Source organism: Salinigranum rubrum, assembly GCF_002906575.1.
GTDB classification, from domain to species: domain Archaea; phylum Halobacteriota; class Halobacteria; order Halobacteriales; family Haloferacaceae; genus Salinigranum; species Salinigranum rubrum.
On sequence record NZ_CP026313.1, the window covers coordinates 48,466 to 62,383 of the forward strand.

The window sequence follows — 13,918 nt, forward strand, 5'->3', positions numbered from 1 at the left end:
GTGCGGCGGCGGATTCGGGTCGGGTCTCGTTTCGGTGCGAGGCGTTTTGCCGACCGGTACGCGAGGTGGACCGAACTAGTATGGCGTCGGTCCCGCTCCGTCCGCCAGCCGAGATCCCGGACGACGTGGCGGCGAAGCCGTCGGTCGCGCCGTCGCGGCTCGGACGGTTCGTCAACCTCGACGGCTGCCCGCAGTGGTTCCAGTACGTGTTCGACGACAAGTACCGCAACGAACGGAGCGCGGAGCACGACTACGTGGAGGCATTCCGGCCGCTGAACATCCTGCTCGCGAAGGACGGCAACGACTTCGAGGACGACGTCGTCGACGCGCTCCGCGAGCACGCCAACGTCCGCGACCACGACGACATCGGGGAGTGGGCCGACTCCAGAGGAATGCTCCTGGATGCGTTCGACGCCGCGTTCGACGCCGGCGACGACCGGACGCCCGTGGCCGTGACGCAGGCCCGACTCGGCAACCACCTCGAAGCCTGGCCGGTGACGGGCGACGCCGACGTCCTCGCGTGCTGGCGCCTCCCGCCCGACGATGACGACAACCAGACCGACCGCGTCGGGCTGCGGTTCCGCGTGCTCGACGTGAAGGCCGCGCACGAGGAGAAGACGTACCAGCAGATCCAGGTCGCGTGCTACACGCTCCTGCTCCGGCAGTTCCTCGAACACGTCGGCGTGGACTACCCGTACGTAATCGAGGGCGGCATCATCCTTCGGACCGACGAGTTCGACGACGCCGCCCCGGACACGCTGCCGTCGTTCGACCTCGAGCACCGCGAACTCGACGTCCGCCGACTCCTCGAAGCGGGCGGCCCGCTCGACAAGCTCTTCGGCGAGGCCCCGGGCGACGTGCGGTACCAGCTCGACGGGAAGTGCTTCGGGTGCGCGTACAAGGAAGCGTGCTTCACGGAGTCAATCGAGTCAGGGTCGACGGCGCTGCTCGGGCTGTCTCGGAACGACCAGGCCGTCCTCGCCGACCACGGCATCGACACGGTCGAGGACCTGGCGCGGCTCGCGTATCCGGAGCCGGACGCCGAGCCGTACGATTACGACGACCTCGAACCGGCGATGGCGCACCGCGAGACGTATCGTGCGTTGCTCGACGAGCCCGGGATCTCCGAGCGGCTCCAACGACACATCCAGGAGGCGCAGTCGTTCATGGGGCAGTTCGCGCCCGGGACGACGTTCGCTGCTGGCGGGACGAACCCGGTCTGGCTGTCAGGGAGCGGCAACGGCCACCTCCCCGAGGACGACCCGCCGTTCGAGATGGAGCTCCCGTTCGAGCGCGGCTCGATGATCCGTGTCTACCTGAATGTCCAGCGCGACCACCGGTACGACCGCGTCAACGCCGTCGGCGGGTACGTCTCGGTCTCGAACGTCGACCACCCAGTGACGTTCGGCCACCTCGCCGCCGCGGTCCCGGACACGGTCGCGGACGCCACTAACCTCGAAGCCGACGTCCTCGGCGACGCGCTCGGAAGCCTGTTCGACGCGATCGACGCACTCGGTGCCGCCATGGAGACAGACGACGCGCCGGTGCATTTCTACCTCTACACGAACAGCGAGTACGAAGCGCTCGTCGAGGCGCTCACGCGGCACGGCGACGTCGACGGCGCGCCCGCGCTCCGCGACCTGCTCGGTCAGCGCGCCACCATCAGTGGCCGCGGCGACGACGCGTTCGACCACGACGAGCAAGCGATGGTGTCGATCGTGCAGCGCGAGCTCCGCGAACGACGCGCGCTCGGCGTCCCGACGGCGGGGCTGCTGCCCGCCCTCCGCGTCTGCGGCGGCGGCGAGGACGCACTCTACCGCCGCAACTGGACATACACCCGGTCGACCGGCGAAGAAATCGACTTGCAGCGCGCGTTCCGGTTCAAGCTGTTCGACCACCTGGTGAGGGCGCGACGCGACCCGCCAGGGCTCGCGATGTACGCCGACGACGACCGCGACATGATGTATCCGTCGCGGCCACGCGACCGCGGCGAAGTCCCGCTCGAATACGTGTGGGCGGCGTACGATGTCCTGACGCCTGACTGGGCGGAGGAAGTCCAGGAGGCGTCCGGGATAGTCCAGCCCGTCGACCCGTTCCGGTGGGTCGACGAAGACGAACAGGAGACGCGGATCGCGCCGGAGGACGTTGAGGCGCTCGTGGCGCGGTTCGCGCACGCGGTCGCCCACATCGAGCGGTCGATCACGCGGCGGAACTACCGCCTCCCGAAGCGACCGCTCCGACTCGGCGACCTCCGTGCGTTCACGCTCGGCGAGAGCCACACGGCGCGCGCAGCCGACGAGTTTCTCGCCCTCGAGTACCGCTCCGGTCGGCACGACCAGCTCCGGACGTACGGCCTCCCGATGCGGCAACGCGTCCAGAACGGCGACGCGATCCCGATGGTGGTCACGGACGCCTGGGTCGACGAAGACGACGGCACGCTCCACGTCGACGGCCACCTCCCGTACGACTCGGACCTGTTCGAGGACGGCGACAGGGTCGCTCGGGCGTGCCGGCTCAAAGGGACGTCGGGGTCGACGATGGGGTCGTGGGTGGTCGCGAACCGACTCGACGGCAACGGCGACCCGCTCGACTCGACGGATCCGCGGAACATCGAGCACGGCCCGGCGCTCACGGTCGAGGAACTCGACATCGAGGCGCGGTCGATCCACCTGACCGCGTTCCCGGGCGGGAGCGGGCAGACCGAGTTCCAGACCTGGCACCGCGCCTGGACCGTCGACCCGAAGGAGGCGGCGGACACGAACGCGGTGCTGTTCGCCGAACGCGAGGTGTTCGTCCTCGACAAGCAGACCGACGACCTCGTCGCCCAGCGGTCGTACAACCTGCTGCGCGAAGCACGGCACAACCCGCTCGCCGGACTGCTCGACGACCTCGCCGACGGCCGCGTAGTGTCCCCGACCACGGACACAGTCTCGGAAGCGGCACTCGCGGACTACGTCGACTGGGCAGTCCCGGACGGCGACGGCGGCGCGGAACGGTGGACGGCGGACCCGCCGCCGAATCAGGGGCAGCGCCGGTTCATCGGCGAGCACCGCGCCCGGTTGGCGCTCCTGCAGGGCCCGCCGGGGACGGGCAAGACGTCGGGTGCGCTCGCTCACGCGACGCTCGCCCGCGTCCGGTCGTTCGCGGCGGACGGCGCCGGCTGTACGGGCGTGGTGGCGGGCGAGTCGAACAAAGCCGTCGACGAGGTCCTCGAGGACGTCCACGACGCCTTGGTCGCGTACCGGAACCAGGGCGACGAAGCCCACGACACGGGGTGTGACGACCTCCTGGACGGCCTCGAGCTCGTGCGGCTGACATCCGACGTCCCAGAGGACGACCTCGCGCACGTCACGTACCTCGACTACCACGAGCACGACGACGAACTCCGCCGCATCGTCGAACGGGTCCGGACCGAGACCGACGACCTCACGCTGGTGTTCGCGACGCCGGCGCGGCTCTACAAGCTCGTCGATTCGTTCTCCGCGGACACGTCGCCGGCGGAGTGGCTCGCGGGCGGCGCGTCGTTCTTCGACCTGCTCGCGGTCGACGAGGCGTCGATGATGCGGCTCCCGTCGTTCCTCACCGTCGGGGCGTACCTCCGCGACGACGCCCAGATCCTGGTGGCGGGCGATCAGCGGCAGATGTCGCCGGTTCGACAGCACGGCTGGGACGACGAGTACCGCCGCACCATCCAGGAACGCGTGCCGTACCTGTCGGCGCTCGACTACTGCCGGTTGCTCCGCGGCGACGACGTCGACGACGTCGGCGACGACCACTGCGTCGTCCGCGGGACCGCGGAGTTCCCGCTGTACCAGCTCGAGCGGAGCTACCGGTGTCACGAAGACGTCGCGGCGTTCCTCGCCGAACACGTCTACGCGCAGGACGGCATCCCGTACTACTCCGAGGAGGACGCGACCGTGCGGCAGCCCGCGGCCGTGAGTGACGGCGTCGCGCGTGTGCTTTGTGACCCCGACGTTCTCGACGCGTCGGGCGATGAGCCGCACGCGCTCACACTCATCATTCACGACGAAGCCGCGTCGCGGCAGTCGAACGCGGTCGAAGCCGCGATCGGGGCGTCCGTCGCCGAAGCATCGCACGCTGACGACGCGGTCGGGATCGTCACGCCGCACAACGCCCAACGCGGCCTCCTCGACACGTACCTCGACGACGTCGAATGCGACACGGTCGAGCGGTACCAGGGCGGCCAACGCCCGGTCATCTTGGTGTCGGCGACGGCGTCCGACCCGGACTTCGTCAAGGTCGAATCGGAGTTCCTCCTGAACCCGAACCGCCTGAACGTCGCGATGTCGCGGATGCAGCGCGGCCTGATCGTCGTCGCCTCCACACAGGTGTTCGACGTGATCCCGCCGCACGTCGAGGAGTACGAACGAGCCGGGCTTTGGAAAGGCCTGTTCGCCGACCTCGGCGTCCTCGACCGCGACCCGGCGTGGGCCGGCACGCTCGACGAGTTCGTTGGACCGACCGACCTCGGCGGGCTCGACCCCGCACTCGACACCGACCTCGAAGTCTACACACTCACCCAGGACCACCCATGAACTCCAACCACACTACCACGACACCGACGGACGCACAGCCAACCCGACCACACACCCGCGACGCCCCGACCTCGGTGGCGGTGCCGCCCGGTCGTTCCGGCCTAGAGGCGGGCGCGGAGGTGGTTCGATGACGGTCGTGCTGCACACCTCGGACACCCATCTGGGCTACCAACAGTACCACCTCGAGGAGCGCGCCGCGGACTTCGCGGCGGCGTTCGAGGCTGTGATCGACGAAGCGGTCGAGCGCGGAGTCGACGCGGTCGTCCACAGCGGCGACATGTTCCACGACTCGAACCCGCGGATCGGGCCGCTGCTCCACGCGATCCGGCAGCTCCGCCGGCTCGCAGACGCCGATATCCCGTTCCTGATGGTGTCCGGGAACCACGACACGACGCGCGATGACGCCTGGGTCTCGGTATTCACCGAGGTCGCGGACGCGGTCCACCTCGGCCGCGACCCGACCGTGGTCGGCGACGTCGCGCTGTACGGCCTCGACTACCACACGCCGACGTACCGCGACCACCTGACGTACGAGTTCGAGTCGAACGACGCCGACCACGCCGCGCTCGTCGCGCACGGGTCGTTCTCGCCGCTGGTCGCGTACGGCGACTGGTCGATCGAGGACGTGTTGTCGTCGTCGACGGTCGCGTTCGACGCCGCGCTGCTCGGCGACGACCACACACCGATCTTCGAAGAGGTGGGTGGGACGTTCACGACGTACCCCGGTTCGACCGAGCGGACGATGGCGGACCAGCGCGACGACCGCGGGTTCACGCTCGTCAGGTTCGACGACGACGCCCGACCCGAGAGCGACCGCATCGACCGCGACGCGGTCTGCCCGCCCGGCGTCTCGTACGATCGGGTCCCGCTCGACACTCGGCCGCACGTCTACATCGACATCGAGGCTGAGGAAGACGACGCGGTGGCCGAACGCGTCCGTGACGAGCTCGGCGATCACGACGTCGCGGGCACCGTGGTCGCGGTCACGATCGACGGGGAGGGCGAGCCGGTCGCGGCCGGTCCGCTCGAAGCGTACGCGAAAGAGGACCTCGGCGCCCTCGAAGCGCGCGTGTCGGATCGGCGGCGCCGCGGGAGCGACCGCGTCGCGATAGACGTGTCGTTCGCCGACCCGGACGACGCCGTCGAACGCCGCCGACGCACGCTCGGACTGAGCGCTGTCGTCGACGAACTCGAGCAACAGGTCCGCGCCGACACCCCGGTCGACTCGAACCTCCGCGACCGTGTCGAGGAAGACGTCGAGGACCGCATCGAGGACGACCCGGCGGCGTTCGACCCGGTCGAACCGGAGGTCACCGAAGAAGAGCTCAGAGAGCAAGCGGACGGCCTCGCCGTAGACGCGAGCCAACCCACCACCCAGGAGGACTAACCCATGGAGTTCACACGCATCTCGCTCGAATCGTTCAAGTGCTTCGTCGACGAGACGATCGACCTGACCGGCGGCGTCACGGCGATGCACGGCGCGAACGGCGCGGGCAAGACCACCATCCTCGAAGCGTGCTTCTTCGCGCTGTACGGCGCCGACGTCCCCGACGTCAATCTCACCGACGTCATCGAGAAAGGGACGGACGAAGCCGTCGTCGAGCTGTGGTTCACGCACCTCGGCGAGGAGTACTACATCCGCCGCCGCGTCCGCGAGTATTCGTCGCAGACGACTCACGACGTCGAACTCCGGACGCCGAAAGCAACGATCGAAGGACCCGGCGACGTCGCTGACGCAATCAAGTCGCTGTTCCGGCTCGACGCGAACGCGTTTCTGAACTGCGCGTACGTCCGGCAGGGCGAGATCAACAAGCTGATCGGGGCGAGCGCGAGCGAGCGGCAGAACATGATCGACTCGCTGCTCCAGCTCGGCAAGCTCGACGACTACGAAGACCGGATGACGATCACGCGGAACGGCGTCCGGAGCATCAAGGACGCGAAGGCCGGGGAGCTGAAAAACGTCGAGGGAGACATCGCCGACCTCGTGGAACGTGACCTCGAAAAGCAGCTCGGGCGTATCGTCGCCGAACTCGATGGGCTCAACGATGAGATCGACGAGATCGACGACGACATCGAAACGGTCACTGAGGAGCAGCGCGACGCGACGAGCGAACTCGAAGAGATCGAAGAGCTGGAGGAACGGATCGACGACCTGGAGCAAGAGGTCGGTGAAGCAGACGAAAAGGTCGGAGAGTTGAAGGACAGAAAGGAGGGCCTCGAATCCGATCGGGAAGCGGCAGCCGAGCGTCTCAACGAGCTCGAAACGGAGGCCGAACACAAGCTGGAGGACACCTCGGTCGAGGACCTCGACGGTGACGCCGTCGAAGAGCGCCTCGAGGACGTTATGGAGCGGCATGGTCGGATCGATTCAGCGCTTGTGGAAGCTCAAGAACAGGTGTCGCGCTTCGAGGAGGCTGTAGCAAACGCTCGGGACGAAGCGAGTGACCTCGACGACGAGGCTTCAGGCCTCGAAGCTGATGCTGAGGGGCGTCGGGGCGAGGCTCGCGGACTCGAAGAGGACCTCGCTGACCCACGCTCCCGGCTCGACGAGGTCGAGGATGAGATGGACGAGATCGAATCATCGTTCGACGAGAGCGCCACGAATCGCGACGAGGTGGAGGCGTTCGTCGAGTCGAAGAACGAACAACTCGAGGCAGCCGAAAGGCGGTATGGGGAGATCCGCGATGAGCGAAGCGGTGTCAAAAAACGCATCGAGGACGCCGAAGAACTGCTGGAGGAGGGTCTGTGCCCCGAGTGCGGCCAAGAAGTTCACGGCGCTCCGTCTGTCTCGAACCTGGAGGACGACCGCAAAGCCCTCGAGGAGCTCGAAGACGACCTGAGCGAGGCGGAGGACACCGTTGAGGAGCGAGAGGAAGCGGTCCGTACGGCGCGCGACCTCGAACAGCAGGCGTCCCGGTACGAGGAACTCGAGGAACGTCGGGGCGACCTGAATCGCGAAATCGAGGCTAGCGAACAGCGGATCGAGTCAATCAGGAACGAAGTGGATGAGTTCGACGCCGAGGCCGCGGCGGTTCGCGAACGCGCTGGGTTCCACCGTGCGGCGATCCCGCATATCGAAGCGCGGAAGGAGCGGGACGACCGGGCGCAAGAGTACCTCAAGGACGAGGCTCACCAGTTGCACAGGGAGTGGCTCGCGCTCGAAGCCGCTGACGGGGCGCTCGGTGAGGCGGAACAGAAGCGCGACGAACACGAGCGACTCGGTGAACGACTCACTGACGACGTCGAACCACAGATTGAGTACTGGGAAGACGAACGAGACGAGCTCGAAGGCGAACTTGATGACGCACGGGCTGAGCTGGACCCGAGCCGGGTCGACCGTCTCGAACGTCGTCGTGAGGGTGCTGCACGCTGGCGTGACGTGCTGGAGCGACGGCGCGAACGCCTGGGTGACGATCGAACAGAATTGCAGTCCGAGAAAGGCGGGGTCGAGAACCAGCTCGAAGAACTCGGCCGGAAGCGCGAGCAACGAGACGCCCTCGAGACGCAAGTCGATCGGTTAGCGGCAGCCGTCCAGCAGTGCGACGACGTCGAGCAGATGTACCGCGAGCTCCGCGAGGATTTGCGGACGCGGAATGTCGACGAGCTCGAACGGCTCCTCAACGAGCTGTTCGACCTGCTGTACCAGACGGATTCGTACGAGCACTTCGAGCTGTCGGACTCGTACGAACTGACGGTGTACGAGAAGTCCGGCGAGGCGCTCGACCCCACCGACCTGTCGGGTGGCGAGCGCGCGCTCTTCAATCTCGCGCTGCGGTGCGCGATCTACCAGCTCCTCACCGAGGGGCTGAGCGGGCAGGCGCCGCTCCCGCCGCTCATCCTCGACGAACCGACGGTCTACCTCGACTCCCAGCACGTCAACGAGTTAAAGTCGCTGATCTCGCGGATGGAGGAACTCGGCGTCGACCAGATCATCGTGGTGTCGCACGAGGACGGCCTGCTCAACCAGGTCGGCGAACGCGTCGAGATCCAGCAGGACAGCTCGACGAACCGCTCTCACGCCACCACCGAATCGCGCGACCTCCTCACCTCGGGGCTCGAAGAATGAGTCTCAGTGCGAAGACGAGGAAGCGAGTCAACCGCCCGTATCCGGGGAGTGACGACATCTGCGTCGATGAGGTCGTCGACTAAGCGACGGGCCGTCGTGTCGTCGACGTCCGCCGTGTCGACGCCGGCGGTGTCGCGGTCCTGGGCGAGCTGTGCTTTCTCGAACTGTTCGTGGTCGGCACTGGTGTCGTCGTGAGGATCGGGACCAGTCATGGTGAATCATGCCCCGCACGCTGTCGCGGGCTGCACGCCTCCCGGCGCCGATAAACAACTCATGGCGTGAAGATTCCGCATTTCCTTGGACCACCCGGCCGCCAGGGTATACCCACTCGAGGAGTAGGGCGGTAGGTGGGGGCGAGGGAGTGGATCCTGCTCCAGCGTTAACCAACACTATGCCAGCACCGGCCGGAAATGTTGGTTAAGTCGGCCCCTACGGCGTTCGGAGATCTCGAACTGGCTTCACCGCGAACGTGTCTGGCTCGCTGGCTGCTTCATCACTTGGCCGCTCCGCCGATGTCGAATGCGACCGCGTGAGCTGGGTGATGAGCTCATCGCGAACGGTTCGTCGAGGAACGGTGGTCTCGTGCCAGCCCAGCCGGTCGTCGAAGTGCCGCTTCTGAAACTGCTCGCCGACGTCGTCGCCGGCGACGTATTGCGTCCGCGTCGACCGTCCGACCTGCCGGGAGACGAAGACGGCGCCCACGGCCTCGTGCGTCAGCTCGACGAGGGCACACTCCACGAGGGCGACGACTGACGCGTGATCCCGGTTGGTCGGGACGGTCACCTCGAGGTCCGCCCACGGCGCCTCATCGTCGTCGGTTGTTCCTGCGTGATACGTTTCCCGTGTCTTGCTGCGTCGTTCCGAAGCCATCGTCTATCAGGGACACGTGATGTGCCCCGCCACCCTCTCGCGGGGGCGACAAACATCACCGGGATACACCCGTTCACTCTATGCGCTAAATCTGACACATCTGAGAATCCCGTATCCCTGTGATGGCCCCTCGGCCTGAGAGAGCCGGCGGCCTTCGCACATTGCATATCGCCTCTTTCTTTGGACGAAACCCGCGATATGCAAGGCTCTATGACGCCCTCAAATCGAAGGAGAACCCCGTCGGGTCGATTTGAGGGCGTAGAAATCACCTCGACGGGTACGAGGATGACTCGCCGATTTCAAAAATTGCTCGACGGAGGGGTAATGGAGGTGATATCGGGCGTATCAGGATTTACTAGGGCCACTGCTTCACCTGTTCTGAGTCTCTTGAGGTCTTCCGGCTCGGCACTTCGAATCGTGAAATGCCCCCAATTCTCCCAATTTCGGTTGTGTTAGCCGCTAAAAATTGCTCGACGGGGATTCTGAAGAGACTGCCTTTGGTCTGCAACACAATTCTCGAATATCTGAGAAAAGGCTATGATTTAGAATTGCTCTGCGGGGCCGGCGGAATGCTCGTCGACTTGCTCGTACATCTCATCAGGGAACGGGAGGCTGCCCCAGATCGAATAGGGACATTGGTCTTGGCCAATGCAGTAGCGCTGCATATCGTCGTTATCGCAGTTCATCGGCAGCGGCGTGTTGCCGCCGATAGTGTTCGAAAACTCGTAGCGGACCTGGTATTCCGTCTCCTGTTCGTCGTACCACGGCCACCGGGAGAAGACGTCCTTGAGATCTGCGACAATCTCGTCGAGGCTGCTGTCCTGATACTGCGGGAGCCACATCACCATCCGCGCGAAGTTGTAGAGGTCCTTCCGGACCGGCTTCTTCTCGTGTAGCCGTTCCTCCATATTCGCCATACAGGGGAGTTCGAAGAGGTCCTCGATCTCTCGCACCTCAATCTGTTCGGCGCCAGTCCCGGCTCGCCCGATTCGATACGTATTGACGCGCCCGTCGCGGTCGATCGTGACCGCCGAATGTGACTCGTGGTCGGCCAGCGTCTTTGCGAGACTGCTCGGGCTCGAAATCCAATCCGTCACAGATGATTCCCAGTCGTCCTCGGCCGCGTACGCCTCGACTGCTCGATAGAGCTCTTTCGCTGAATGGTACTTCCCCTTCTGGGCGACGTCGTCGGGCGCATCACTCAGGGCCCGGCGGAGGACGCGGATCGTCCGTTCGCCACGGTCCCAGTTCCGCCAGATCCGCTCGTGATGCCCGGTTTCGAGAAAGCGGTCGATCCGTTCCGTGATTGCCGACTCGTTCGTGGTCAACCACGTCAGCTGGTCGTCCGAAAGACCGTCCTCCTGAACCCGCAAGAGCTTCTTGAACGCCCGCTCGGCGTAGTCACGATACTTGCTATCGAAATCACCCACCGGGACGTACAGGTTGTTGTCTTTCACTCGCGTCAGTATCTCCCCGCCACCGCCCGTCCCCGTCCACGCCTCGTCCTCTCGAACGAGGCATTTGCGTGACGCCGCCGCCATCGGGATTTCGAGGTACAGGCCGTCTCCGAACTCCGGCTTCTCTATGATGCCCGTACAGACCCGACCAGGGTGTGGGCCATCCTCGCCAGGTTCCTTGCTGTACAGCACCTCGGCGATGTCCTGCTGGAGCGAACCATCACCGTGGGTTCGGATGAGTGAGGCGAGATTGTTGACGTACAGCTCTCGGATGTCGTAGAGCACCTGGATGTTCCGGGGCGACGCGTGCTCGAACTTCGGGTGTTCCTTCACGCAGATCGCACTCAACGTCGCGAGCACGGCGAGCGTCGCGGGCTCGTCGACGAACGGCTCCTCGGCGGCGTCGGCACGAACCTGCTCTTTGAACGCCGCGGTGCCGAACCGCTCGATGTCGTTCACGAGGTCCTCGGGCTGGTCCTCGCCGTCGACGACGTATCGATTGTAGCCACGCGTAAACAGCTGGTTGATACGGGTGTCACCGTACTCAGGTGGGAGTGACGCAACCCGATACGCCATGTCCTCGTCGTCCGTGGGTGTTCTCGGACTCATTCGTCGATCACCTCCGGAGTTGCCGACTGCACGTCGAAACCAGGGCTCTCTATTGGTTGGACGATGCTGCAGACGTCGGCGTGGAGTGAGTAGGGCAGGCGGGCGACACGCCGGCGGTCGGCAGTCACGACGGGGTCGATCGGGATGTCGTACGTCTCGAGGAGGAGGTCGTTCAATACCTCACGACTCTGTTCGTCGTATCGGTGCGCCGGGTCGGTATCCAGCAGGTAGACGTGAACCCCCTGCCCGCTGTACACGACCATCGTCTCCTCGGCGTCAAAATCATCCTGGAAGATGTCGCGCACCTCGAATCCGTACTCGATGGCCTGGTCGACGTCTTCGAAGGCATACGGATATCCGGCTGGCTCGGCGTCGAGGATGCCGGCGGCGTCGAGGAGTGTATCGTCGTCCCGGTCGTCGGCGTCGTCCGAGACGGCATCCGTGGCTCGTTCCCGAGCGATTTTCTTGGCGTCGATATCGACGAGGAGAACCCACGGCCGCTCCCAGTGATCGAGCGCGTAGTAGACGGCATCGGGGCGTGGATCTGGTTGCTCCAAGACTTCTGGGTCAGCGAGTGCGAATTCGCTTCGGCCGAGTGGGTCGTTCCGTGCGGGATGGCGAACGAACTCAACGACGTCCTCGAAGCTACTGAACTCCGCCGTCGTCCGATCGCCTGATGGATCCGTTTGCCACGTATCCCGCCGGATGAAGTCCTTGTCCGGCACCTCGTCGTTGCGTACCGGATGGGACTCTCGGAAGGCGACGGCGTACTGCTTCGGGCCCGTCGCCGATATGAAGTCCGGCAGGTCATCGACATAGCGGGGAAACTCCTCGGCGTAGTAGGCGTAGATCTCTTCACGAGTTGCCTGTCGCCACTTGACATCCTCCTCACGGCCAACGCCGTGCGATTCCTCGCGTTCGGGGTCTGCCATTAGCGCCACCCCGACGTGAGCGAGATTCTCCTAACCGTGGATACTCTGGTTTGTGCGCTGTTCTTTGGGACTTTCGCGAGAGCGTGGTAACTCCGACCATTCGTGGTCGTCCCACTCGAATCGCACGGGCCGTGCCATCGGCCTTGATACGTCTGTCTGCCGCCTCAGGAACGTCGCGGACGCCGTAAGATCTGCGTGCCCTTCGAACCCACATTGACAGGTGAGTTTGTCGCGGTGGCGTGTTGTCCGATCGGTCGCACCGCATTGTGGACACTCTTGAGATGTCCACGCCTCCGGTCGAGCTTCTATCGAGATACCGTACTCTTCCGCCGTACACGCGAGTCTGTCGATGAACTTCCGGAATGCCCAGAAGTTGTGTGTCTTGGTGTTTGCCTCTACCGACCAGTGGGTCTCGAGAATGTCGGTGAGCGCCCCAACATACACCGTGGAGACGCCTTCGGTGTGCAACCGTTCGATGAGGTCGCGGGCCAGCGCGTTCTGGGCGTGGTTGCGTCTGCGTGTCCGACGTCTGTACAGTGACCGTATCCGCTGCGAGGAGTACCGTCCATCGTTGAGTTTGGACTGAAGACGAGCGATTTCTCGCGTGGTTTTGCGAAATCGCTCGAACAGCCCACGCCCCTCGTAGAGATACTGCTGGCCGGTCGTAGTCGTACAGGCGACGAGGTTGTTGGCGCCAATATCCAGAGCGGCCGTTTCGTCGGCCAGTGGTGAATCCTGTTGAGAATCGGGGACGGTAACAGGTTGAATGGCTCTGAATGTGTCGTTGACCTCGTCGTAGTACAGTTCTAACCGGCCCTGTTCGCCTTCCCACTTCGGAACACCGCTTACTTCGAGACGTAGCCGGTCGTGATAGTCGAGTCCGTATTCGTCTTTGAGAGCTTTTCCGACGGGGATTTCTAACCGTGATCGGTCGCCGGTTTGGAGGGTGTACTGGTCGTTTCGAATATAGGTTCGCCACTCTCGACCATCCTCCTCGTTGCCCCAGTAGCCGGGTGGCGCGGTTTCTTCGCCACCTTCTTGGGCGGCGAAGAACGACCGCCACGCCTCGTTGTTCTTCCGAATGATCTGTTGGGAGGTTGCAGACCCAAGTACGTCGACGTACCGTTTTCGGTAGTCGGCGGTGTCCCAAACAGATTCGCCGTCGAAGTAGTTCTGGCGGCGTTCGTAGGTGAGTTCGTTCCAGAGGCTCGCAGAAGCGTCCAACAGCTCGTGTAGTAATTCCCGGTCCTGCTCGGAACGCGGGCGTACGACGAGCGTGTTGGTCCGCTCCATCAGGCATTCTTTGGCCGGAATGGCATATAAATCTGAAACACCGGTATGGACTCCCTCGGAAGTGGCTGTTTCTTGAATGAGAGTTCCGAATCCGGGAACAGACGCCAGAGTGAATACTGTCGGGAATCACTATGG

General features: G+C 64.7%; 7 protein-coding genes. 3 read left to right on the forward strand and 4 right to left on the reverse strand.

Features of this window, described 5'->3' with window-relative positions; all coding sequences use genetic code 11:
- Positions 1-80: 80 nt before the first annotated feature.
- From C2R22_RS24080 to C2R22_RS24090, 3 genes are read left to right on the forward strand one after another with little or no spacing between them, the layout of a single operon-like run.
- The gene (locus C2R22_RS24080) at positions 81-4,556 is read left to right on the forward strand and encodes a bifunctional RecB family nuclease/DEAD/DEAH box helicase (protein ID WP_103428290.1); all 4,476 of its coding nucleotides are present in this window, start codon (positions 81-83) and stop codon (positions 4,554-4,556) included.
- Positions 4,474-5,943, forward strand: coding sequence for a metallophosphoesterase (locus C2R22_RS24085; protein ID WP_162562662.1), 1,470 nt, complete (start codon positions 4,474-4,476; stop codon positions 5,941-5,943). Before C2R22_RS24080 ends, C2R22_RS24085 begins: the two co-directional genes overlap by 83 nt.
- A 3-nt stretch (positions 5,944-5,946) precedes the next feature.
- On the forward strand, positions 5,947-8,622 hold the full coding sequence (locus C2R22_RS24090) for an AAA family ATPase (protein ID WP_103428292.1): 2,676 nt from the start codon (positions 5,947-5,949) through the stop codon (positions 8,620-8,622).
- Positions 8,623-9,051: 429 nt separating this feature from the next.
- Here C2R22_RS24090 and C2R22_RS26775 read toward each other — a convergent pair whose 3' ends face one another.
- The 4 genes from C2R22_RS26775 to C2R22_RS24115 form a co-directional block, all read right to left on the reverse strand.
- Positions 9,052-9,492 (reverse strand): hypothetical protein, encoded by a 441-nt coding sequence (locus C2R22_RS26775; RefSeq protein WP_103428294.1) that lies wholly within the window; start codon positions 9,490-9,492, stop codon positions 9,052-9,054.
- Positions 9,493-10,034: 542 nt separating this feature from the next.
- Positions 10,035-11,558, reverse strand: a complete 1,524-nt coding sequence (locus C2R22_RS24105; RefSeq protein ID WP_103428295.1) for a primase-associated protein — start codon at positions 11,556-11,558, stop codon at positions 10,035-10,037.
- A complete protein-coding gene (locus C2R22_RS24110) occupies positions 11,555-12,490 on the reverse strand; it encodes a bifunctional DNA primase/polymerase (protein WP_103428296.1) in 936 nt (311 codons plus the stop codon). The genes C2R22_RS24105 and C2R22_RS24110 overlap by 4 nt, the downstream gene beginning before the upstream one ends.
- Positions 12,491-12,520: 30 nt before the next feature.
- Positions 12,521-13,783, reverse strand: coding sequence for an RNA-guided endonuclease InsQ/TnpB family protein (locus C2R22_RS24115; protein WP_103428297.1), 1,263 nt, complete (start codon positions 13,781-13,783; stop codon positions 12,521-12,523).
- Positions 13,784-13,918 lie beyond the last annotated feature (135 nt).

Coding starts and splice junctions, on each gene's coding strand:
- C2R22_RS24080 (WP_103428290.1), top strand. CDS start 81: ATGGCGTCGGTCCCGCTCCGTCCGCCAGCCGAGATCCCGGACGACGTG.
- C2R22_RS24090 (WP_103428292.1), top strand. CDS start 5,947: ATGGAGTTCACACGCATCTCGCTCGAATCGTTCAAGTGCTTCGTCGAC.
- C2R22_RS26775 (WP_103428294.1), bottom strand. CDS start 9,492: ATGGCTTCGGAACGACGCAGCAAGACACGGGAAACGTATCACGCAGGA.
- C2R22_RS24105 (WP_103428295.1), bottom strand. CDS start 11,558: ATGAGTCCGAGAACACCCACGGACGACGAGGACATGGCGTATCGGGTT.
- C2R22_RS24110 (WP_103428296.1), bottom strand. CDS start 12,490: ATGGCAGACCCCGAACGCGAGGAATCGCACGGCGTTGGCCGTGAGGAG.
- C2R22_RS24115 (WP_103428297.1), bottom strand. CDS start 13,783: ATGGAGCGGACCAACACGCTCGTCGTACGCCCGCGTTCCGAGCAGGAC.